Raw genomic sequence first — 20,038 nt, 5'->3', positions numbered from 1 at the left:
TCCGTTCTCATGTCATTTCATACAGCAGAGCAGCATCGCCCTGCACCAGTTCCAGATGGGAGCGCAGCGTATTAAGCCCGCTTTGCACCGCCTCGGTGGGCAGATCCCAGTCCGGGGCAATTTCAGCGGCCAGCTCCGGGAGATCCTGCTCCCGCAGAGCTGCCAGCAGTTGAGACGCCAGCTCTCCCTCCAGCAGAGCGCAGTCCAGGGTGTCTTCCGTCTGGGGAGCAGGAAAACGGACATCCAGATCCAGTTCGCTCTCACACCAGTCCCAGATGGCCATATAGACCGCGCCGGAGCAGTCACCGTCGGACAACTCCTGCCGCTGGTTATTTTTTATCAGATAAAAGGACGCGATCTGTGACATGGTGGTTCCTCCTAAATGTTATTCGCTTCCATCAGCCCTTCGGCCTGCAACCGGATCACATAGAAAGCCCGCACCCAGTCCAGTTCCTGCTCCATGGAGTCCTCCAAAGCCAGCAGGCGGCGCTTGCCAAGCCTGCGATCCAGAAGGGCAAAGATACGGACAAGGGGATTCTCGCTGACAAGGCTTTTCTCGATGCTCTGGTTGTCAAAGATCCCAAACGCCTCATAGAACACCTTTTGGTCAAAGGTGCCCTGCTCCAGCGCATAGGCATGAGCCTGATTGATGGCCCCTTTTGCGGAGTCGTGATCTTTCAGCGTGGTGGAGCGCAAGTGATGAAATTTCGTCCACACATTTTCAAAATAGGTGTAGTAGTTGCTCCGCAGCACTTCCACGCCGTCCACACGAATGGCGGCCCGGCCCTCATGGTCGGCGCTTTTGCTGTAACTGGTGGCAAAATACTGGATGTGGCCCCGGAGTGCCGGGCACAGGTAGTCATTCTCCAATTTGTTCCGGATTCCACTCCAAGTGGATACTCTACTGTTTGACATAGGTGTTGTTTCCTTTCTGCTAATTCCTACTGCTTTTGGAGATACTCCCGGAAGCATTCGATGAACTCCCGATTCCGCTTAGGGACATCGAACCCCTTCCGATGGGGGAAGAACCCCTCCTGTTCCACATCGTCCAGCAGCTTGGGCAGATTGGAAAACCGGGCAAAGAATGGTAGTGCATAGTCCTGGATCTGCCCGGAAATTTCCTGGATAGAGCGTTCCCGCTCCAGCAGAGTAGATACCTCATAGCGGGGGAAGTCATCATACCGGTGGGTCAGCCGGGCGATGGAGGTACCCACGATACCATCATAGGTTTCCTCCGTCCCTTCCTGCTCACTGCGCCACTGGGCAATCACCGGGGAACTCACATCGAAGAAGGCAGTAAAAGTGGTGGAGCCAAAGCGGATGGAGGGGGAAAAGTAAAAGGAGAACACAAAGATGCCGTCTTTTTTGTAGATGTCATTTTTGCTCTTGCGGTATTTGTAGCCCAGCGGGTTCAAAGGCTCCGCGATCCGCTCACAGGTATAGACGAAGATCTCACGGGGCTTGGTTCCCTTGGGAAAATCCTTCTTCTCCATGTTGCCACCTCAATCAAAATCCATCCAGACCAGGTGTTTTCCGCAGTGGAGGCACTGGAACAGATAGCATTGCAGATGCCCGCCATTGACGGATTCCTGAATCATTTTCTTCTGTTCGTCATCCCACATGGGATCGTCCAACACTTCCTCGAGCACACCCAGCGCCCGCAGTTCTCTGGCACCCACATGGCCCAGGTAGGCGCAGTAGTCGCCACAGTGGGCGCGCCAGTATTCCTGCTGCCAACCGGAGTAGCCGGGAGTTCGGTGGATGAGCTCGTCCAGCTTCTCTGGATCGTCTACACCATTATCCAGAGAGCAATCGTCCTGGAAGCAGCCGTCATATTTCCGGGCTGCTTCGCCACTGGAGATACACTCCGGGCACAGATACTCAATATCCTCCACAGCGTAAAAGGGGCCTGTATAGAAAATATGGGTCGTCTTGCCGCAGCAGTCGCAGACAACGCCGTCTGCGGATTCCTCAAAAGCCCCAGTTTCCAGAGGGTTTGGGTGATACCGGAAGGCGGGCAGGCCCAGCTGGGCCTGCCGTTCCTTTTCTTTCTGCTTTTCCTCCGGCGTTTTGGGCTTGGGGAGAGCATAATGATTGCCCCAGTTTTCCGCATAGTCCTTCAGCGTGCCCAGCCGCTTGAGGGTCTTTTTATCGGAACGATTTCCGATTTGGCAGAGCAGTTCATAGGCATCCTTCTTGAAGTCCAGTAGATCATACATATCCACCAGCACTTCCTTGGCCTGCTGATCCTCACTCTGCTCAAGTTCTTCCTTGAAGGTATATAGAGCGCGGACATTGTCTGGACCTTCATTGGTCGCAACAAACTGTTTTTTAGTTCGATATAGGTTTTCTGATATTCTGTCATTGGTCGCACCTCCCATCAATCCCACCAGAAGTACCAGACGGTGGACTGCCACAGGACATCTGCCAAGGAGCCAATGCTTCCATCCTCATTCTGATCCAGATCTGGGCAGAAACCATATTGCTCCACAGCCACCTCCATAGCTCTTTCCTTGGAGATCGGAGTTGGAAGTTCAAACTCCAATTCATCGTGGCTCATGGCGGCAGGGATGGCACCATGTTGCTCGAACCAGTATTTCGCCACTGCCATCAGGTCCGGTGTGTCGGGACACTCATTCCAATTTCCAAAGGGCAGGTAGGCGAAGATCTCCCAGGGGTTCTTTACCGGAATTTTAGCCAGAATGAGCGGATATGTCATTCCGGTATCATCGTTCCAATAGTTTGCGAAGCGGTCGTTGGGTTCTCCGCCCTCCATCTCGCCCAGGACTTCCTCCTCCCAGTCCAGATCATCGTCCTCGGCTTCTTCCTTGCGCTGGCCGGTCAATTCCTCCAAAATCGCCTTTCCGTCCTTAACAGGAGCGGAGAGCATCTTCTTCCGGTACTCCTCTACCGTTTTGAGGTCAAATTCATAGCAGTCAGCATCATGCTCCGGGTCGGCGTTCATTACCAGACATTCCAACAGCGTTTCATCATCCGCCTGGATAAGTACGGGAACAAAGCCCTCCCGTACCCCCAGCCGCTGGGCGTAGCTGTATGCCGACATGATGGGGTCATCATCTGCCATGGATGGGAAATAGGTACACTCGCAGTCCAGATACTCCATGATGGCATGAGCCACTTCGGAAGGCTCCAGCGTGTCCTCGTCGAAGTCCTGTCCCTGCCAGTTTTCAAAGCGTTCCTCAATCACTTGAGCCATGGTCTGATAGTATTTCTCATCAAATGGGATGAATAAGTATGCCTCCTGTTGAAATTCATTGGAGTGGTATCGGGACGGACCAAAATATTTCAGGGCATAGTCATCAATGTCGGCAGGATAGTAGGGACTGTCGCCCTCTCCGTAGTAATAGCCTGCAAAGGCACGGCCTTGCTGATTGAACAGCACAAAGAACAGACAGCCGTCCAGCTCATCCCGGATAAACTCCCGCAGATCCACGCTGGCAGGGTCGGCTTTGACCTGTTTGGCCACTTCGCTGTATTCTTTCAGGAAGTCCTCGCCCATCAGGTCGTGCTCCATGCACCAGCGCAAGTAGATGGCCATGTGGTTATAAGCATTGATGGGGTCAATTGGCAGTTCCTTCTCCTCAATGCTCTCAAGGTGATAGGAAGCGTCGTCCATCTCACCGTCAAAATTATCATTGGAAAGGGTGCCACGGGTGATCGCATTCTGGCGATCAGGCTCCACCACAAAGCTGATGCCGTTCATTTTGCCCAGCGGGGCGTCCGCGTCATGGGCCAGCTTATATTCCAATTCATCCCGGTAGAGAGGAATCACCTGATAGAAGTTGACCTCCTCGCCACTCGGCAGGGTGCAGACCTCGCCGCCCTCCTCTGTACTTTGGGGGCCGGTGAGAATGGCGGCACACAGCTTCGTATTTTCCGCAAAGTTCTCCTTGTTATCCATGGTATGTCCAAAGCCCAGCCAGGTATCGCTGGCAATGGGAAGGCGGGCCAAGGATTTCAGCAGGCGGATGGGCCAGTACCACTTTTCGTCTTTCATGGACTCCTGATCCAGCTTCCAGTCCGCAGGCAGGGCAATGGCCAGCTCCGCCCGCTCCAGCTTATATTCCGCCAGTTCCTCCGGCACATTCATCCGGTGAGCGCCCATGCCCATGGTGACCAGGGTGCAGTAGTCCCGCTCCTCAGAGGGCGGCACCACGCAGATGTCCACATGGATGTCCGGGGAGACCAACTCGTGGAACACATTCTCGACCTTGCCGAAATGCTGCTGGATGTGCCCCTCGACGGCTTCCATCTCCTCCTCGGTGTAGACTTCGGGATTACTGAATTCTTCCTCATCCTGCTTGTCATCATTGTCCGAGTGGTCGCAGCTGTCATCCTCTGGATCTCCCTTTATAGGCTCGTAACCAATCTTCAGGGTCATCTGTTCTTCTGGCAGAGAGATGCCGGGGCTGCGGGTGATGGTGTGCTTATCGTCCGCAGAAAAACCGATGGTCTCGCCGTCTTGCAGCGTCACATCACACGCCAGCACATAGGAGGCAAGGCTTGCCAAAAAGTCCCGTAGTTCCTCCGGCTCAGCGTCGGTGTTCAACACCTCCATTTCCTCCTTGCCAAACACATCCATGCCGTAGGTGTAGCCGTTTAGGCCCCCCTCGCTCCGGTACAGGCCGAACCAAACCCAGTTGAAGATGGGCAGTTCGTCCTTTTTGAGCATATCGGCAAGGCCCTCATAGAAACGAGGCTCAAATACCACGCCGCTGGTGTAGACACCGGTGGCGTATTTCTGCTTGCAGCACACTGCCATCGCCTTGGTGAACAGCTTACCTCGTTCCAGCAGTTTTTCCTCCTCGCCCAACACAGCCACCATGATATGGGCCTTGTGCGCTTTGGCCACTTCTACGGCCTCTGGCCACATATAGTTGTTTTCGGCGTTGATCTCTGCTTCATTGTCCGGGATGTGACCGTGGAAGAGTGTCACGATCAGCATCATGCCGCCGACCCGCATTACCACAGCGTCATCGCTGTTCTCATCATCTTCGTCGCCCTCATCCGGCTCCTCATCTACGATGCCCCATTCTTCCCGTAGATCCCGGATCAACTGCTCCTTGTCCCATTCCGCTTTGGAGAGGAGCACAGACCCGGCAAAGGAGCCCTTACGGTCAGTTTTCTCCTCGTCGGCGTCATCCTCAAGATCCTCTACATCTTCATCCGGATCATAGAGGGATTCATGTTCCAGTCCACAGATGAACTCCTCAAAGCTGTCTGCCAGATGGGTGATTTTATAGTCATTTTCCTGATCCACATGGACCACCGCAGGCTCTCCCTGGGGGCCGCAGGCACGGTAGTCCAGGAAAATCATATCGTGTCCGGCGCTGGGACAGTCGCAGATGGCCACACCGATGGCAGGATACTCCCACTCATCGATCATAAACTGGCTGCCCAGCTCTCCGCAGAGAGAGCAGCTCTTTTCTCGCCCGATGCCGAAAATGCCGGTGATGGCCACATGGTCTTCTGCCCAACAGGTCGGCTCATCGCAGGGATAGCAGGTATTCACCGGAATGCCGCCGTTGTGCTGCTTCATCAGCCAGATATAGGCGGCGGGCAGCTTATAGCCCAGTTCCTCCTCCACGCTGGCGATCAGCTCATCGGAAGGCGGATCGCTGACATACTCTTTCAGCGCATACATACTGTCGTCCCAGAAGTTGGTGAGGTCGAAGCCCTCGAAGGGGGTATCACCGGGCACGAATTTGGCCTTCTTCCGGCTGCGCTGGCGTTTCCGGATCTCCGCCTTACACTCCCGAATTACCGCCGGAGCATTTTCATCCTCCGGGTCCAGCTCCGCCCACCGCTGGGCGTAGGGAATGGCCTTTTCCTCCTGACCATAGAGATACTGATAGCCGTAGGCCATCCGCATATTCCACTCCGCCTTGTCCTGGCCTTCCTCCCGGACGGACTCCAGCACCTCGATGGCGCGGCACAGGGCCTTGTCTCCCTTATAGCGAGGGGTGCCCTCGTCATGGTCCCCGATAATGGCGTAGTTTTCCAGCGCCCGTGCCAGGGCGTAGGCGGTGCGGTAGTTCCTCCAGTTCTCCGGGATGGCATTCAGTGCCTGGATACAGCGGGTGTACTCGTCTTCGTCGTTCCACTGCTCCAGCTGAGCGAAGAATGCTTCGGCGTTCTGTTGGGTGTAAGGAATATAGTCCATGCCCGTCAGCGTTTCGTCCAACTCGTCATCCTGATTCTCAGTTTCTGTCCCATCATCTTGTTGCTTTAGGGATACAGAACCAGCTTCACGGCGGAAGGTGTGGAAGATGGCCCATGGGATGTCCGTGCCTTCAAAGAACTCTTTCGCCATGTTCAGCGCCGTTCGGATGTCCCAGGCGATGAAGTCCACATAGCCACAGTAGAGGCCGGTAGCCCCGCCGGTGAGAGTGAGCACTTCCGAACCATCCCCGCCGGTGAGCACTTCCTCCAGTTTGTCCCGGAAGTCGAAAATTTTCTGACTGCCTTCCTCCTCCCGCAGGGTATCCAGGGGATAGCAGAAGAAGCCCGCCACCGCGCCGTCGGCATGGAGATCGTCCATAAAATCATTGTCGGCATTCAGATAGCCGTTGATGAGCGGCACACAGCAGGTGGAACCGGCCATTACATCCAGCCGCCAATCGGCGTCCGGGTCCTGTTTGGGTTCCATTTTGTAACCAAGGTAGCTCTCCAGATAGGCTTCCGGGTCGGTGGAGAGCTCCAGGCCCTGCTCCCGCAGTTTGTCGGGCAGCTGGGACAGGAGGAAGGACGGCTCTGCCTTGGGTTCCTCCAGCACATCAAAGCTGTCTATGTATCTCATGTGGGGGATCTCGCCCAGCACTTGGTCGGTGAAGGTGGTGAGCATCCACCAGGCCCGGCCTTCTTCCTCCCGGAGCATAGGCAGCAGCTTTTCACAGTAGGCGGAGATGGCGAAGCTGTTTTCACCCTGCTCCTCCAGCCAGATCTGCACATCATCCCCGGAAATCTCCCAGCCATCCTCAGTACGCAGGCCGATGTTCTGGAGAGGCTGACGGCCCACAAGGATATTCCAGTGCTCCAGCACCTCCTTGGGGGCGTGCTTCTGGAAGTAGACCAGCTCAAACAGCTTGACCTTATCCCCCTCCGGGGTGAGGATCAGCTCATGCTTTTCGCCGTTGAAGCCCATCTCGAAGGAAATCTCGTCAAAAACCAGATTCAGGGTTTCCTGCATTTGGGCCACGAGTTCGGCACCGCGGGTGTGATCTTTGTCCTCGTCCATCATCTGGCGCAGCTCTGCTTCCATCTCGGCAAAGGTTTCCCACCAGTTCTCTGTCCGTTCCCGGAAGCACTCCCAGAACTGCGGCAGAGAAATACCCTTTTTGCACGAGTCAATTAGTTCCTCCATGTCCTGTCGGGTGTTGAGCTTAGGATCATCACCGGGATGCAGTTCCAGAGCTTTTTCAAAATGCCGCAGAGCGCGGCCCTCCTGATCCAGATAATAATAGGCATACCCCATACGGAAATTCCAGGAATAAGTATCTCCCAGTTCCTCCTCATGGGACTGCATCAGTTCCAGTGCCTGGTGAAGCAGCTTCCTTCCCTCCGGCTCGCTGGAGTCCGCCAGATTGTTGTAGGCGCGGGCCAGCTCCATATCCATTTCCGGGGTACGCTCCTCGGCGGGGATGGCCTCCAGCGCATCAATAATTTTATGTTGTTTGCTCTCCTCATGCCACTTCTGGCACTGCTTCAAAATGTCCATATCAGGGTCCTCCTCGTCCTCATCTGGTTTCCAGTCTTTGATCTGCTGGAACACGCCATTTTCATCCCGCTCAAAGGCGCAGGGAGCGGGGGTGTTCAGCAGAGGAATGATGTCGGGATCGTCGTTGCAGATCGTATTCAGCTTGTAGATCCCGGCATTGTTGGGGTCGTCCATGTACTCCTCGCTCTCGTCACCGGCGGTGAAGCGCCAGCCGCTGTCCCAGCCGCCGTCCGGCTCCTCCCTGTAGCAGTAGCCCACCTTGCGGCCCTCTACTGTGATGCGGTTGGTGGCAATGCAGCCATCGGCACCCTCCCAGTCGGGGAGCAGATCTTTTACATCTTCCGCCTTTACATGGTAGTTCCGATTACGGCCGGAGGCTTCGTACAGCTCTTTCCGCAGCATCTCCACCTGATAAGCCATATCTGTAATCTCATCCTCACCCATCATCTCGCTGATGTCGTATTCCAGCGGGTTCTGGGCAAAATCCGCCAGGGACTTGTTCATTGCGTCATGCTCCTCTGGCGTAGCAGTGATGCGGATACGGCGGGCAGGGGTGTTGTACTCGTCCAGATCCTGAAGGTTTACACTGCCACTGACGCTGCACTCCAGCAGGATAGCGGCCAGATCGGTGACCACATCAATGGCGAAGTGGAAGTCCATCTCCACGCCATCGGAGTGTGTAAACTCCAGATACTCCACGGTTTGGCGGAAGTCCCAGCTCTGCTTGTCCAGACCGATCTTGGCGAAAATCTCGCTGAGGGGGATTTCCTCCTTCTTCTGATCTACTAAAAAGGCCACAAGGTTCAGGCTGTCATCCGAGCCTCCGATAAAGTTGCCCCAGTATTTTTTGATATACATTTGTTACGCCTCCTGTTCCGAGATTAGTCGCTTGATGAGCCAGTCCAAATGCTCTGACCACACAGGAGCGATCTCACCGCTGTCCTCGTTCTTCCAAAGATCCACAATCTCACGGATGCCGTCCTCGTCCGGCACCTCGTTTTTGATGTCGGTGAGCTGCCGCAGCAGGAAAGCAAGGGCTTCTTTGGATGCTGTGAAACCGGTGACTTTATCCCATATAGCTTCTTCATGATCGTAGTCCAGTTTGCTGTTATCCTTCCATTGGAAATACAGCTCCGCCAGAGCCATCGCAGTATTGTCAAAGAGGAAGTCGATTTGTGAGAAGTCAGATCCCAGCATGACTTCCTCTTTCATCAGTTCGATCATCTCGCCCAGATCCATTACCGGATGCTCCGGTACATATTCATTTTTGAGGATGTCCAGTACATCCAGCCCTTCGTCACGCTCTAATGCTTTTATGCCCCATGCTCCCATGTCGGCACCTCTCTTTCTTTATTTCGTATCAAGCTTCTATTGTCAATCATGGTTCTCCACCCGGATAATGGGCCGGTAGAAGTCATAATCTCCGTTTAGTTCCTTGTCCTCCTGCACTTCCGGCTTACAGTGGGGCGAACAGGGTAGGAAACCGAGAAATGGGCCCAGCCCGCCGCAGATATTGCACCCGCCGTCACCGCCGCAGGTGGTAAGTCTATCAGCCTGCACCACTTCCCGCATATAGGGATCGTAGGCGATGGACAGGCCGAAGAAGTTGGGTTCCTCCATATCATAGGGTCGGTTCTCATCCTCATCCATGTCCTCAAACCAGCGCAGGCGCATGGAGTAGTCCAGCCCATCTCCCCAGGGGAACAAGGTTTGGCAACCACCGCCGCACAGGTAGGCCCACTCGTCCGCTGTGGGCAGCGAAAGTCCCTGCTTTTCCAGCCCGGCAAGAAGCGCATCGTAGTCTGTGCGGTTATAGATCCAGGTCTGAAAGCCCTTTTCTGTCCGCTCAATGCGGGCCGACTGATGCAAGGTAAGACTGCTGCTGTCACTCCAAGCAAAATCACGGAATTCCTTCAGCCAGTCAGGGTGGGCAGTCAGCCTGGGATCGTCCATCTTGACCGGCTCCCAGCACAGTTCCTCCAGCTCCCGGCCCACCAGCATGGGGCCAATGACCGCCTGCCGAACGGGAGCCATGCTTTCCCGGATCATCTCCTCCGGGTTTTGCGGTTCCATTTCCCATTCCCGGAACAGATACTCCAATTCCTCCCGGCTCTCCTGATTCAGTCCCTCGGCAAACTGCTCCCAGCCCAGGGTGACGGTATCGCCGGGGACAAAGACGAACTCCCGACCATCTTTCTTGAAGATGCCGGTGGTGCAGCTCTGGCCCCAGCGGTCAAAAGTATGTAGACCGAGAAAGGTCATATCATAACGGGCAGCCAGGCTCTCCATCAGCACCTGCTTCTCGATGTTTTCCATTTGATTGAATTGGGTGCGGAATAGTCTTTTGTTCATAACAAGTCCTCCTACAGCCTATCCAGGTTTTCCTGTAAATCGCCCTGCATCAAGTGCTGGGCAATGGCTTGGTTCAGTGCCTTATGGGGGTGATAGGCTGCCTGCTCTACATCGTGCAGGCACTCCTCCATCAATGCCTCCGGAGAAATGCCTTCCCGTTTGCCATAAAGATGGCCGAAGGCATAGCACACGGACTTGAGAAAGTCGAAAATATAGTCGTGATTTCCACGCATACTGGGCAGGTCGTTGAACGAGCCCATACCTCCGTATGCCCGAAGATGGTGGGCAACCTCCCGCCGCTGGTTCCAGTCCTGAATGTCCCGCTCCAACCAGTCGATCCAGTTTTGGAACTCTGGATGGTCTACCAGAAGGATGGAGCGCAGACAGGTCAGAGCCTCGGTATAAATATCAGACTGTTTCATTGGCCATCGCTCCCCCAAATACCTCCATAGAGCACACCATCTTTTCCAAGGAACAACATCCGGCTGCGAAGCAGGCTGCACTGCTCCACAGCGACCTTGTTTCCGTCACAGGTGGGAATAGCCTCCTGTTTTTTCCCAAGGTGATCACCATGAGCGGTAAGGAAGTAGAATTTATCCCGTTGCTGGTATCCGCCTTGAAACAGGAAGGTATTGCCGGACGGGGCAACAGAAAAAGCTCCGCTTCCTTCGATTGGCAGTTCAAATACAAAGTCCTCTTTGAAGTTCGTCCGCACCAGCCGGAATTCATCGTAATAATAAAACCACAGGTTTTCTTCTTCGTCCAGGCTGATGGCGTAGCAGTCATAGATGGAATAGTTCTCATTCTTCCAGAGAGGAGTTCCCTCCGATGTCCATGCAATCAGGCCGCAAGCACCCAGAGGTTCATCCCAACCGTAATTACCAAATACACCTTCGTCAAAGTAGCTGGTAATGATGGTGCCATCTTTTTTTACCACACAGTCTTGAATGCCATCCCCCAGGCAGAAACGGGACAGCACAGCTCCGTCCCGGCTGACGATCCAGGCGTTCTGGTCGGGGCCGTTTTCCCGATAGGCGCATCTTGCCCCCAGCAGGAGGAAGTGATCACCTGCGGGCCGCAAATAATGAAACTGGAACTTCAAGAGGCCAAGAGGAAACAGCATCGTTTCCAGCACCCGCTGTTCCGCCCAATCCAGCTGGATTTCCACTGCGGTATAGGTGGAAGGAGTGCTGAGCCAGTCCTTACCCTGTGTTTCGGACGGCTGTTCCATGAGAAGATAGACTTTTCCATCCCTTGCCGTGAAAAAGTCTGTCACTTCTGTGCCCTCCAGATGGTTTTCCCGGCGCAGCTGGTTCAGGTCAATGATGGAGAACAACGGCAGATTTTTGGCTTTTATAGGTTTGTTCATAGTGTCTCCTCCTGGCTACTTTAACGCTCCATCATAGGTGTGGCTTTCCCAGATGGCCTCAAATTCCGCTTTCTCTATGACGCAGGCGTGGAATTCCTCGCCCCAGACATGGGCGTTCAATTCCTCCACGGTGGGGATCGGCGTGATCTCGATGGCGCCGTCGTAAAGGTCAGGGATATTGCGGGTGCGGCCATCTGCAAAGATGTCAATGGAGTGGAGGGACAGCCGCTCATTTTCTGTATCCACTTCATAGAGGATCACCGACGGTTCTCCCTCCGGTGCGTCCTCCCAAAAAAGCTTGATGTACTCCATCATTCCATTTCCCTCATTTGAACCAATGCCACCCTGTCATGGTGCCGGTTACCTCATCTATCTGTATTGCAATATCATAATTGCCGCGACAGCCCAGCAAGGCCGCGAGATGATCGTTTTCCATAATCAAATCATAAAACTCAACCGCTATGTCTTGGAATTCCTTCGGAATTTCCAGTGCAGAGAAGAAATCCACTGATTGAGCATTTTGGAAAAATTCAATGGCCGTTTTACTGCATTTTACTATAATCCCTGTTTGAGTGGTCAAATCTTTCATGCTTTCGCAACCTCGCTCATGTTCAGATACATCCCCATCGTTTTTTCATTGTCACAGGCCGCCCGGATCATTTTGGACAGCAGCATCAAATCGTCGATGTATTGGGAGTACACGCAGAACACATCCTCGTCAGAGTCGAAGTTAAACAGACCCACACCGCTGTTGTTTTCCTCGAACTCCCGTATCACGCCCCGGACCAGCCGCTCCCAGTCTCCGCTGCTTCCAGTCAGTCCCAGCCGACGGAATTCTTCCGTCCGGAATCCATCGTTGATTTTCAGCAGAAGGGAGAGCGCATAGGGGTGGTGGGGAATGAGAAAGAATGGCGCAATCTGCTCCGGCTTCACCCAGATTTTGAAAGGCGGACGCGGGTCAGGTATCCAGGGCAAGATTTCCCATTCGTCCTCCGGCCGGTTTCCGTATTGGCAAAGGTCTTTCATAGTGTTCTCCTTTGTTCTGTCACATTTTTAATCCTGCTCTCGATAACTGGCTTCAATGTCAATGAACCGCACATACACGGCGCAGATTTTGCCCTTGGCGTCATACCCGAAGTAGACAGGATAGTAACCATCCCCCCAGCCGGAGGCAAAGATGGGCAGGTTGCAGTCCGTGTCCGGCACCGTCCAGTTGAGCCAGTCGCCGCAGTCTCCCTGATATTTGGGGTAGGCTTTGGCGTTTTCTTCCAGAAGATCGCAGAACAGGTCGTTGTAGGGGTCGATGTCCGGGTCTTCTTCTAAACGCTTGGCCCAGTATGCCTTGAAGGCCGCCTGGGTCTGGATGTCCGCGACACAGCCCATCCCGGCGTCTACGCCAAAGCCAAAATACTCGTCCTCTCCCAGTTCCTCGTCCAGATCCTCGTTGCCCACCATGCCCAGCTCATAGCGGACAGGCTTTTCCTGAGAAACCTCCACCTTGACGCAGGCATAGCGGTCGCCGTATTGTTCGCTGGGCACCACGCAGATTTTTACGGGATAAGTTCCGGCGGGGATCGTTTGAAGGAACGGCAGAGTGTCCTCCAGTTCCACCAGCGGATCACAGGCGAAAATCTGCCCGGTGGGGAAATGGACGGTGCCGATGTCCAGCACATCCACCGCCATGTTCCCAATCACTTTCTCTGTGAAATGGGCCTCCAAGTCATCTTTACAGGTCAATTTATCCTTGATTGCTTCGTATTTGTTCAGCCATTCAGTTGTAGGCATATCAGTTTCCTCCTGTTGATTCTGTTTCTTGATGTACACACTCTTTGAGCCGTCCCAATAGCAGTTCACACACCGGCCATCCTGAAAATGATGGTCACAATTCGGGTAGCCATAGAGAACATGGGCACATTCTGGCACAGCCCCATCATCTGTGAGGAGCCTTTGAAAAACAGGCTTCCGCACTCATCACAAAGGGCCAGTTCTTTTTCTGCCATAGGGTTCACCAGTCCCGTTCCCGGATGGCCTCCTCGGTGTCAATGGGGATGCCAAACCACTCCAGAATGTAGGCCACGGTTGCCGCAATACATTCCCGCGCCACCGTTTCGATCTCGCTGTCGTTCTCGTCAAACTCCTCCTGGAGATCATTGATGCCGCAGACCGCCTCGTCCAGCGTTTCCTGCACCACTTCGGTGTCGGTTTCGCCACTCTCCAGCAGGGCGATGACCTTCTGAAGCTCGTCCTTTACCTTGTCCACCAGAAAAGCAGGATAGTAATCGTCCTGATACATCTCGTCCAGCAGCTTGTAATTGGGGTCAAATGCTTTCATAGGGATTGCTCCTTTCCTCGTGTATGTCAGTCACGCTCAGCTCTCATGTGTGATACAGAAAATCTCCTTGTTCAAATCAAAGTAGATCACCATCAGCTCGTCGGTAATTTCCGGATTGAAGGACAGATCCAGAATGAAAACTTGCTGATCCATCTCGTCATCCACCAGGCTGCCAAACCGCTTGAGCCGCAAAAAGTCCACCATCTCAGTAAAGGACAGCTTGGCCGGGTCGGTTCCCGGAAAGAGTTCCGCCGCAATATCCGGGCCTACCTCGTCTCGGTGGAACTCCATGAAAAAGGTCACAACGCTATGGTAGCGGCTGTCCTCGTCCGCCAGCGCCGCTTTGATGGCGGCTTTGGCCTTTTCTGCCAGTTTTTCCGCCTCATCCAGCATTTCTCCCACCGCATCCATGGCAGCAGGATCGCCGGTCAGTTCTTCCTCTACATCGAAGAGAAAGGGTAGTCCCGATTCCTCGGGAAAGTTGAAGATTTCCTCGCCGGGTATATATGTAAAATCAATGCGTTTACAGTTCAGTTTCATAATGTTATCCTCCTTACCCCTCAATGTTGGCAGTTTTGAGGCCCTTTTTCAAGGAGCCGTAGACAGTCACCGCATGGTCGGTGAACATCTCATCGCAGTCAAACCAGGCTGTGAAGCTGCCGCCGGAGGTGACGGACAGGCTCGTCATGCTGATTCGTCGGGCAAGTTCTTCCTCTGTGATAGGGTCTGTTTTCGGATTGCGGGGATTTTCCTCATCTTGAGAAAGCCAGTTGTCGGCCAGCTCGGTCAGGTTCTTGGCTGCAAGCTCCCGCATGGCTTTGTCCCAGGTTTCACAGTCGGCCAGCAGCTTCTTGGCGGCACTGCGGGCGCGGGTCCAGGAGGGCTTGCTTTCAGCATTGACCTCCAGAGAAAGGAGCACATCCTTTCCGCACCACTGGATTTCTCCCTCGAAGGTATCATAGTCCTTGTCCAGCTTCAGTTCACCCAGCACCTGGTCCTGGATCACCACCGGCTTGTGGTACTCGTCCAGAACGGCCTGAAGTTCCGGGCAGTCCTCATGGGTCTTGACCACCTCGGAGATACACCAGGGCCACGCCACCAGATCCTTTGCCCATTCTTCTTTCATCCGGCGGATCTTCAGGCGGCAGATCTGCTCGTTTTGAAAGCGTCCCCAGCCCTTTTCACTGTTGCGCTCCTCGTCGGTGACTGGCCACTCCAGCCGATCCTCTTTGGTGGTGACCTTGCCGGTGTCACAGAACACCATGCCCAGCGTCACAACAGTCATTTGCCAAAAGTTGCCCCTGTTGTTATATCCGCCCCCGATGCAGCGATTGATCAAAGCGACCACTTCCTGCTCCTCGGACTCGTACATCTCATAAAATTCTTCAAACATAGATCATTCTCCTTATTCCTCAAACTCGCCCTCAATCATCCCGTTCAGATACCGGCCGGGATCTGCGATGAAGTCATCCCATTTGGCCAGAGAGTGGAATTCCTCATGCTCGATGTCCAGATACCACAGCTTTTTGTCCCTGGGGCTCCACAGCAGCAGGTAGTCGCTGTAATTGTCCATGGCCGCCATGAGGGAGAGCAGCTTCTTCCGTTTCCAGGTCATCTCCTGCACATCCATGTAGGCGTACAGCTCCGCCCATTTCACCCATTCCTGCTCCGGGAATTCCAAACGCAGGGGGCCGGTTTTCAAGTATTCCACCAGCTTGGCAGGCAGCTTGTAGGGCATAAGCTGCCGGACCTTTTCTTGTTCGTTGTGCCAGTCCTCCGGCTCCAGCGCCTTCAGGTAGTCGGCCATCTCTTGATTCTTGTTTTGAACTGCCACACTGTAAGGCCGGTCGCCGTATTTGTCAACAAGGGTGATATTCGCTCCCTGTTCCACCAGCCAGCGCACCATGGAGAAATTGTTGGAGCGGGCGGCCTCGGTGACAGGGGTGGAGGCGTAAGGGAACACCATGTCCGGCTTGTGGTAATTGATGTCTGCCCCTTTTTCCAGAAGCAGTCGGGCAAGTTTGGCATTGCCCTCGGACACAGCGGCCCGGAATGCCTCGCCGCCAAACTTATCCACTGTGATCCCAGCCTGCTCCAGCACCGGGATATTCTCCGGGCGCTTGCCCCAGCGTACTTCCTGAAAGGCCCGCTCTTTCTGCTTCAGGCTGAGTTTTGCAGCCTGTCCAGCAAAGAGCGCCACCACCTCCGGCCCACAACAGCGGGCAGCGGTAAGCAGCAGGGGCTGTTCCTCTGCCAGACCGGGATCAGCTCCATGCCCCAGTAGGAAGTGAATCATGGGCACATCATTCCGAAAAACCGCGATCTCCAGTGGTGTGAGTTTGATATACTCGCTGAGCTGAATGGGGTCATCTAAATCCAGACCGCCCTGGAGCAGTACCTCCAGCTTGGAAGTGTCATAGTCACAAATGGCGGCAGCCGTTTCCGGGAGGGTCTCCCAGCGGCCAATATATGCAATTTGGTACATAAGGCACCTACTTTCGTTGTTGTTTCACTTTATAGGGAACGGTTCGGCCCAGCACCCGGCCCTTGCCAACGGCATTGGCTCCCTCATAGATCAAAAATTCCTCATTGTTTTCCAGCGGGGCATAGTCAATGGTATCTGGATATAGGGGTTGGGCATTTCCCAAAGCTGGTGTATCAAATGTACACTCGGTTCCGTCCAGAAAGCATACACCCAAATATTCTGTAGTTCCTGTGACCACAAAATGGGGACAATACTTTCCGCTGACCAGGCTGGGTGGTATTTTTCGTTTGCCGCTCCAGAAGATGACCTCCACATGGAGCACCGCCCGGTTTTCATCTGTCCCGATCACGCTGTCGCCCTCCTTTATCCCGTCATCTGGCTGCGGTATACTCAGGCCAGCTCTGCGTCCAGGATCTGGACTGGTTTTCCTTTCTCGTTCACATAGTAAAGGGCGATATAGTCGATGCCGTCCCGCTTGGCCTGCTCCCACGGCATCCGTTCACCGTTGATCAGTTCTACGGTATCCGCCTCATCCGGTTCAAAGTTCTCTTTTTCGTCCTCATAGTCAATGCTGTACCCCAGCTCCAGCACCAACTTGGAGGCGGGGATCTCATACCGCTTGAGGGGGCGGTGCTCCAGCTCGGATGGATCATGTTCATCGCAGAACATATTGTCGTAGCCATGCCGTCCACCGTCAAAGATGACGAACTCCTCGCCGCTCTCCGGGTCACGGGCTGTCACCAGTCCGGGGGCCTCGTCGCTATCTATGATATAGGATTGGGGTTCTCCTTTCACCGTGAGCAGATCTCCGTAATACCAAACCTCCAGCAGTTCATTGCCGGTGGTGGAACAAAGTATCACGGTGGGCAAACGCTTCTCCGCCCAATCTTTCACATGGCCGATGAGCCAGGTGGGATATTTCTCAGTCATCATAGTCTTTCTCCTCCTATTTCAATTTCAGCACAAATCTCCAGATACTCACCACAATCAAGAGGACACCCAGCAGAAAGAAAACCACACGCCGGTATCCTCTGCTGTGTCGATGGGCATCCCGCGTACCAGTGGGGTCGCAGAGCCAGTTCCAGTTGCGGATCGCCCCAATTAAAATCACGACCCCGATGAGCACCGAGGCAATGTACCAATACTCTTGCAAAAATGCTGTGATCTGTTCGCTGTTCATTCTACTCCCTCCTCACGCAAATACCTGCTGGTATTTCTCTTTCAGTTCCTTCGGTGCTGTCTTGATGACCTTGCTACCACCATTTTCGGAATTCTTTCCCCAGATGGCCCAGAGCAGGCTCTGCCAAGCGATGGCCCGGAATTTCGGGTCTTTGTTTTCTTCCGGCAGGAGATAAGCGGAAAAGCGGCGCTTGACTGCCAGCAGTGCATCCAGGCTTTCCCCATTGGCTATCAGGCTGCGGAATTCCTTGGCAGGCTTCAGCCACTGCATAGATAATGCGCCCCGTACCAATACGCCCAGTGTCCATGTTTGAAAACCAAACTTCCGGATCAAGGCATGAAGGAATTTCTCTTGCAGGGAGGAGTGCTCGTCGTCACAGAGATCCAAATACTCTGCTACCAGCGGTGCCCACTGTTCTCCCTCCAGTCCCAGGGCGAACACGGCAAAGGTGCCAGGCATAGCACAGGCTTCGTCCGCAAGGTTTTGGTACCACTCAAACTCCCGCATAGCCAGACGAGCGTATCGCTCCATAGCTGGATGCAGATTGGGGTGCTGCACAGCGCAGGCAAAGAGCTGATTGACTCCCTTCTTGGGCAGGCCGGGAATAGGCAGATAGAGTTTTTCCTTCCCACGGAACTCCACCGAGTAACTGCGGGGAAATTCCTCCTGCTCCAACACCGCACACAGGTAGTCCAGGATTTCAGCATAGCACTCCTCGGTGGAGTCCCTGGCGGTGATGCGGATGGCAGCAAACGCATCATTGGCCGATGCGGTGAAATGCTCTGTCTTACGCTGCTGGATGTCCTTTGGTAATTTGCCGCTGCCGGCTGTTTTCAGTTGCTTCACCATATCTGGGCGAAGCTGGGAAACCAGGCCAAGGATGTGTTCAGTGGTGAGGGATTCAAAACTCTGCCCGTACACGGTATGGCAGATAGCCACATAGCAGGCAAAGCGCAGCAGACCTTCATCCACATCCTCCGGCCGCAGCTCCGGCCACACAGTACAAGGCGGGTAAGGCGTAAAATCATCCTCTTTTTCTCCAGTCTCAAAATACCTTTCCTGCACCTGCTTTTCTATGTATTTCTCCAATGTATAGCGGATCTCCTGCCAGCCCACCAACCGCCGCAGGGCATCGCAGAATGTAACAGCTTCCTCATAGGGGAATCCCTTCAAAGGCAGTTTGGACAGATACCGCTCCAGGAGCTGGTTGGGAAGAAAGGGTGTCCCGTTGTGATTTCGCACCACGGTCGGGTAGGCGGAGTGATTTTCACGAGCGGTTCCGTTCAGCACATCCTGAATGCAGAGATCCGCCTCCGCCAGCAACTCCGGGGAAGTGTCCGGCTTGTGGATCAGATAGTAGCGGTCATGTACGCCGTCGCGTTTTGGCAAACTCATGCTTGATCACCTCTTTTCAGACAATAAAAAAGCCCCACGCCGCACTGTCATAAAGACAGGCTGACGCAGGGCATGAAGAAGCCGCGTTGAAGGAGCCGCATCCACCAGCAGATGTAGTTTCTTCAACAACCAAAATATTTTTTTTGTATCTTAAAGCAGCAAATTGCTGTCCAATATATTTGTTCATAGCGGCACCATTTGTTCTGAGCGTAGTTTTATATCTTATTATATCACAGCACCCCTTCAATGAAAATATTTTGTTGGAAATGCTAATGAAAAATTTTTGTGAATTTGTTAAGGCGCAGGGGCTGTTATCTCCATAGTGTCTGGATGGATCAGAGTGATTACTTTTCCCTGATGCAAGGCATAGTTGACTGTCTGTGCTGTACCTGAGCGCAGCTTTTTCTGATTATCAAACACACCGATGATGTACTCTGCATGATCGACCATATAATAATTTCTTTTTTTATAACTGGAAACATCCGCAGAATGTGAAATAACAATAGAATCGTTTGCGTTTTGGATCAGCTTTTTCAATCTATGTTTACTCTGATCCGGCCATTTAGAGTCATAGCCGATGAAGGGAACTACAACGATAATTTTAATATAAAAGTCAATATGCTTCATCCGGTTCGGTAGGTGCTGCGGTAATATCGCGGTAGAAAGTGGCCCATGCAGCTTCCTCATAGGGGCGTACAAAAAAGAAGCCAATGCTCAATGGAATTGTCAGCAGAAGAACAAGAGAAATCGCCAGAGCCTCTGAACCGGTGAAATATTTGAGAACCAGAAAACCCTCGGCATACAGTGGCACCGAACAGAGCAGCTCCCAGCCAATGAAGCTGAAATCCAGACAGAACAGCCGCCATTTGTTGCCGTCCATGATTCGCCGGGATTCTGTGATCGCTTCATTTGCGGTCAGCGAAGGATGCTCGGACATGATGTAAGGTGTCATCGCATAGCTGTATGTTTTCACGATTCCCGGAATTACCAACAACAGCGACCAGAGGGCGATATACAGACCCTGCAGGAATTTCATGCAGAAGCCATCCCACAGACGGTCTTTCTGAGAGAACAAGTCCGAGATGGCAGCATCATTTCCATCTACAAGGTTCAGATTAAAATGAGCATATCCCAGTTGAACTGCACCGCCCACGATCAGTTGGAGGACTGCCCACAGAACAATGCCG

Annotated in this window: 21 protein-coding genes and 3 pseudogenes; all 24 read right to left on the bottom strand. The window is 53.6% G+C overall.

Features of this window, described 5'->3' with window-relative positions:
- Nucleotides 1-7: 7 nt before the first annotated feature.
- On the bottom strand, nucleotides 8-367 hold the full coding sequence (locus DWV57_RS13600) for a hypothetical protein (protein ID WP_006059613.1): 360 nt from the start codon (nucleotides 365-367) through the stop codon (nucleotides 8-10).
- Nucleotides 368-378: 11 nt separating this feature from the next.
- On the bottom strand, nucleotides 379-915 hold the full coding sequence (locus DWV57_RS13595; protein WP_120021069.1) for a hypothetical protein: 537 nt from the start codon (nucleotides 913-915) through the stop codon (nucleotides 379-381).
- A gap of 26 nt (nucleotides 916-941) precedes the next feature.
- Nucleotides 942-1,493, bottom strand: coding sequence for a DUF4304 domain-containing protein (locus DWV57_RS13590; protein ID WP_006059611.1), 552 nt, complete (start codon nucleotides 1,491-1,493; stop codon nucleotides 942-944).
- Between the two features lie 9 nt (nucleotides 1,494-1,502).
- Nucleotides 1,503-2,365: pseudogene (locus DWV57_RS13585) on the bottom strand (CbrC family protein).
- A gap of 15 nt (nucleotides 2,366-2,380) precedes the next feature.
- Entirely contained in the window at nucleotides 2,381-8,596 is a 6,216-nt protein-coding gene (locus DWV57_RS13580) for a DUF2185 domain-containing protein (protein WP_120021068.1), read from the bottom strand.
- Nucleotides 8,597-8,599: 3 nt separating this feature from the next.
- Nucleotides 8,600-9,070, bottom strand: a complete 471-nt coding sequence (locus DWV57_RS13575) for a DUF4259 domain-containing protein (RefSeq protein ID WP_120021067.1) — start codon at nucleotides 9,068-9,070, stop codon at nucleotides 8,600-8,602.
- Between the two features lie 42 nt (nucleotides 9,071-9,112).
- Nucleotides 9,113-10,090: a hypothetical protein gene (locus tag DWV57_RS13570; protein ID WP_120021066.1), complete on the bottom strand. Its 978-nt coding sequence runs from the start codon at nucleotides 10,088-10,090 to the stop codon at nucleotides 9,113-9,115.
- A gap of 11 nt (nucleotides 10,091-10,101) precedes the next feature.
- Nucleotides 10,102-10,512 carry a hypothetical protein gene (locus DWV57_RS13565; protein ID WP_120021065.1) on the bottom strand — a complete coding sequence of 137 codons (411 nt, stop codon included), beginning with the start codon at nucleotides 10,510-10,512 and terminating at the stop codon, nucleotides 10,102-10,104.
- Nucleotides 10,509-11,459, bottom strand: a complete 951-nt coding sequence (locus DWV57_RS13560; RefSeq protein ID WP_120021064.1) for a hypothetical protein — start codon at nucleotides 11,457-11,459, stop codon at nucleotides 10,509-10,511. Before DWV57_RS13560 ends, DWV57_RS13565 begins: the two co-directional genes overlap by 4 nt.
- 15 nt (nucleotides 11,460-11,474) lie before the next feature.
- Nucleotides 11,475-11,774: a hypothetical protein gene (locus DWV57_RS13555; RefSeq protein ID WP_120021063.1), complete on the bottom strand. Its 300-nt coding sequence runs from the start codon at nucleotides 11,772-11,774 to the stop codon at nucleotides 11,475-11,477.
- 10 nt (nucleotides 11,775-11,784) lie between these two features.
- Nucleotides 11,785-12,048 (bottom strand): hypothetical protein, encoded by a 264-nt coding sequence (locus DWV57_RS13550; protein ID WP_006773010.1) that lies wholly within the window; start codon nucleotides 12,046-12,048, stop codon nucleotides 11,785-11,787.
- On the bottom strand, nucleotides 12,045-12,485 hold the full coding sequence (locus tag DWV57_RS13545; RefSeq protein ID WP_120021062.1) for an Imm51 family immunity protein: 441 nt from the start codon (nucleotides 12,483-12,485) through the stop codon (nucleotides 12,045-12,047). The genes DWV57_RS13550 and DWV57_RS13545 overlap by 4 nt, the downstream gene beginning before the upstream one ends.
- Before the next feature lie 27 nt (nucleotides 12,486-12,512).
- Nucleotides 12,513-13,459 (bottom strand): annotated as a pseudogene (locus DWV57_RS13540) (DUF4241 domain-containing protein).
- Between the two features lie 5 nt (nucleotides 13,460-13,464).
- Entirely contained in the window at nucleotides 13,465-13,791 is a 327-nt protein-coding gene (locus DWV57_RS13535; RefSeq protein WP_002588986.1) for a DUF5713 family protein, read from the bottom strand.
- Nucleotides 13,792-13,827: 36 nt separating this feature from the next.
- Nucleotides 13,828-14,331: a DUF2004 domain-containing protein gene (locus tag DWV57_RS13530; RefSeq protein WP_117623992.1), complete on the bottom strand. Its 504-nt coding sequence runs from the start codon at nucleotides 14,329-14,331 to the stop codon at nucleotides 13,828-13,830.
- Nucleotides 14,332-14,344: 13 nt separating this feature from the next.
- Complete coding sequence (locus tag DWV57_RS13525) at nucleotides 14,345-15,184, bottom strand: DUF2262 domain-containing protein (protein WP_120021060.1); 840 nt, start codon at nucleotides 15,182-15,184, stop codon at nucleotides 14,345-14,347.
- A 12-nt stretch (nucleotides 15,185-15,196) separates the two neighbouring features.
- The gene (locus DWV57_RS13520) at nucleotides 15,197-16,276 is read right to left on the bottom strand and encodes an ankyrin repeat domain-containing protein (RefSeq protein WP_118553541.1); all 1,080 of its coding nucleotides are present in this window, start codon (nucleotides 16,274-16,276) and stop codon (nucleotides 15,197-15,199) included.
- A 7-nt stretch (nucleotides 16,277-16,283) separates the two neighbouring features.
- Complete coding sequence (locus DWV57_RS13515) at nucleotides 16,284-16,625, bottom strand: hypothetical protein (protein ID WP_120021059.1); 342 nt, start codon at nucleotides 16,623-16,625, stop codon at nucleotides 16,284-16,286.
- A 41-nt stretch (nucleotides 16,626-16,666) separates the two neighbouring features.
- Nucleotides 16,667-17,209: a hypothetical protein gene (locus DWV57_RS13510; RefSeq protein WP_120021058.1), complete on the bottom strand. Its 543-nt coding sequence runs from the start codon at nucleotides 17,207-17,209 to the stop codon at nucleotides 16,667-16,669.
- 13 nt (nucleotides 17,210-17,222) lie between these two features.
- The gene (locus DWV57_RS13505) at nucleotides 17,223-17,456 is read right to left on the bottom strand and encodes an immunity 17 family protein (protein ID WP_120021057.1); all 234 of its coding nucleotides are present in this window, start codon (nucleotides 17,454-17,456) and stop codon (nucleotides 17,223-17,225) included.
- Between the two features lie 12 nt (nucleotides 17,457-17,468).
- Complete coding sequence (locus DWV57_RS13500) at nucleotides 17,469-18,851, bottom strand: DUF6138 family protein (protein ID WP_117499829.1); 1,383 nt, start codon at nucleotides 18,849-18,851, stop codon at nucleotides 17,469-17,471.
- Nucleotides 18,852-18,867: 16 nt separating this feature from the next.
- Nucleotides 18,868-19,038 carry a hypothetical protein gene (locus tag DWV57_RS14615; protein WP_165853708.1) on the bottom strand — a complete coding sequence of 57 codons (171 nt, stop codon included), beginning with the start codon at nucleotides 19,036-19,038 and terminating at the stop codon, nucleotides 18,868-18,870.
- A gap of 107 nt (nucleotides 19,039-19,145) precedes the next feature.
- A pseudogene (locus DWV57_RS13495) lies at nucleotides 19,146-19,457 on the bottom strand (SLOG family protein); the annotation flags it as partial.
- Nucleotides 19,458-19,464: 7 nt separating this feature from the next.
- Nucleotides 19,465-20,038 (bottom strand): DUF975 family protein (locus tag DWV57_RS13490; RefSeq protein ID WP_120021056.1); only part of this gene is annotated, 574 nt, incomplete at its 5' end.

The organism is Faecalibacterium sp. AF10-46 (assembly GCF_003604105.1).
Taxonomy (GTDB): domain Bacteria; phylum Bacillota; class Clostridia; order Oscillospirales; family Ruminococcaceae; genus Faecalibacterium; species Faecalibacterium taiwanense.
Note: the sequence above shows the minus strand (reverse complement) of the source record. Positions and strands in the feature narration are given on the sequence as shown.

Coding starts and splice junctions, on each gene's coding strand:
- DWV57_RS13600 (WP_006059613.1), bottom strand. CDS start 367: ATGTCACAGATCGCGTCCTTTTATCTGATAAAAAATAACCAGCGGCAG.
- DWV57_RS13595 (WP_120021069.1), bottom strand. CDS start 915: ATGTCAAACAGTAGAGTATCCACTTGGAGTGGAATCCGGAACAAATTG.
- DWV57_RS13590 (WP_006059611.1), bottom strand. CDS start 1,493: ATGGAGAAGAAGGATTTTCCCAAGGGAACCAAGCCCCGTGAGATCTTC.
- DWV57_RS13580 (WP_120021068.1), bottom strand. CDS start 8,596: ATGTATATCAAAAAATACTGGGGCAACTTTATCGGAGGCTCGGATGAC.
- DWV57_RS13575 (WP_120021067.1), bottom strand. CDS start 9,070: ATGGGAGCATGGGGCATAAAAGCATTAGAGCGTGACGAAGGGCTGGAT.
- DWV57_RS13570 (WP_120021066.1), bottom strand. CDS start 10,090: ATGAACAAAAGACTATTCCGCACCCAATTCAATCAAATGGAAAACATC.
- DWV57_RS13565 (WP_120021065.1), bottom strand. CDS start 10,512: ATGAAACAGTCTGATATTTATACCGAGGCTCTGACCTGTCTGCGCTCC.
- DWV57_RS13560 (WP_120021064.1), bottom strand. CDS start 11,459: ATGAACAAACCTATAAAAGCCAAAAATCTGCCGTTGTTCTCCATCATT.
- DWV57_RS13555 (WP_120021063.1), bottom strand. CDS start 11,774: ATGATGGAGTACATCAAGCTTTTTTGGGAGGACGCACCGGAGGGAGAA.
- DWV57_RS13550 (WP_006773010.1), bottom strand. CDS start 12,048: ATGAAAGATTTGACCACTCAAACAGGGATTATAGTAAAATGCAGTAAA.
- DWV57_RS13545 (WP_120021062.1), bottom strand. CDS start 12,485: ATGAAAGACCTTTGCCAATACGGAAACCGGCCGGAGGACGAATGGGAA.
- DWV57_RS13535 (WP_002588986.1), bottom strand. CDS start 13,791: ATGAAAGCATTTGACCCCAATTACAAGCTGCTGGACGAGATGTATCAG.
- DWV57_RS13530 (WP_117623992.1), bottom strand. CDS start 14,331: ATGAAACTGAACTGTAAACGCATTGATTTTACATATATACCCGGCGAG.
- DWV57_RS13525 (WP_120021060.1), bottom strand. CDS start 15,184: ATGTTTGAAGAATTTTATGAGATGTACGAGTCCGAGGAGCAGGAAGTG.
- DWV57_RS13520 (WP_118553541.1), bottom strand. CDS start 16,276: ATGTACCAAATTGCATATATTGGCCGCTGGGAGACCCTCCCGGAAACG.
- DWV57_RS13510 (WP_120021058.1), bottom strand. CDS start 17,209: ATGATGACTGAGAAATATCCCACCTGGCTCATCGGCCATGTGAAAGAT.
- DWV57_RS13505 (WP_120021057.1), bottom strand. CDS start 17,456: ATGAACAGCGAACAGATCACAGCATTTTTGCAAGAGTATTGGTACATT.
- DWV57_RS13500 (WP_117499829.1), bottom strand. CDS start 18,851: ATGAGTTTGCCAAAACGCGACGGCGTACATGACCGCTACTATCTGATC.
- DWV57_RS14615 (WP_165853708.1), bottom strand. CDS start 19,038: ATGAACAAATATATTGGACAGCAATTTGCTGCTTTAAGATACAAAAAA.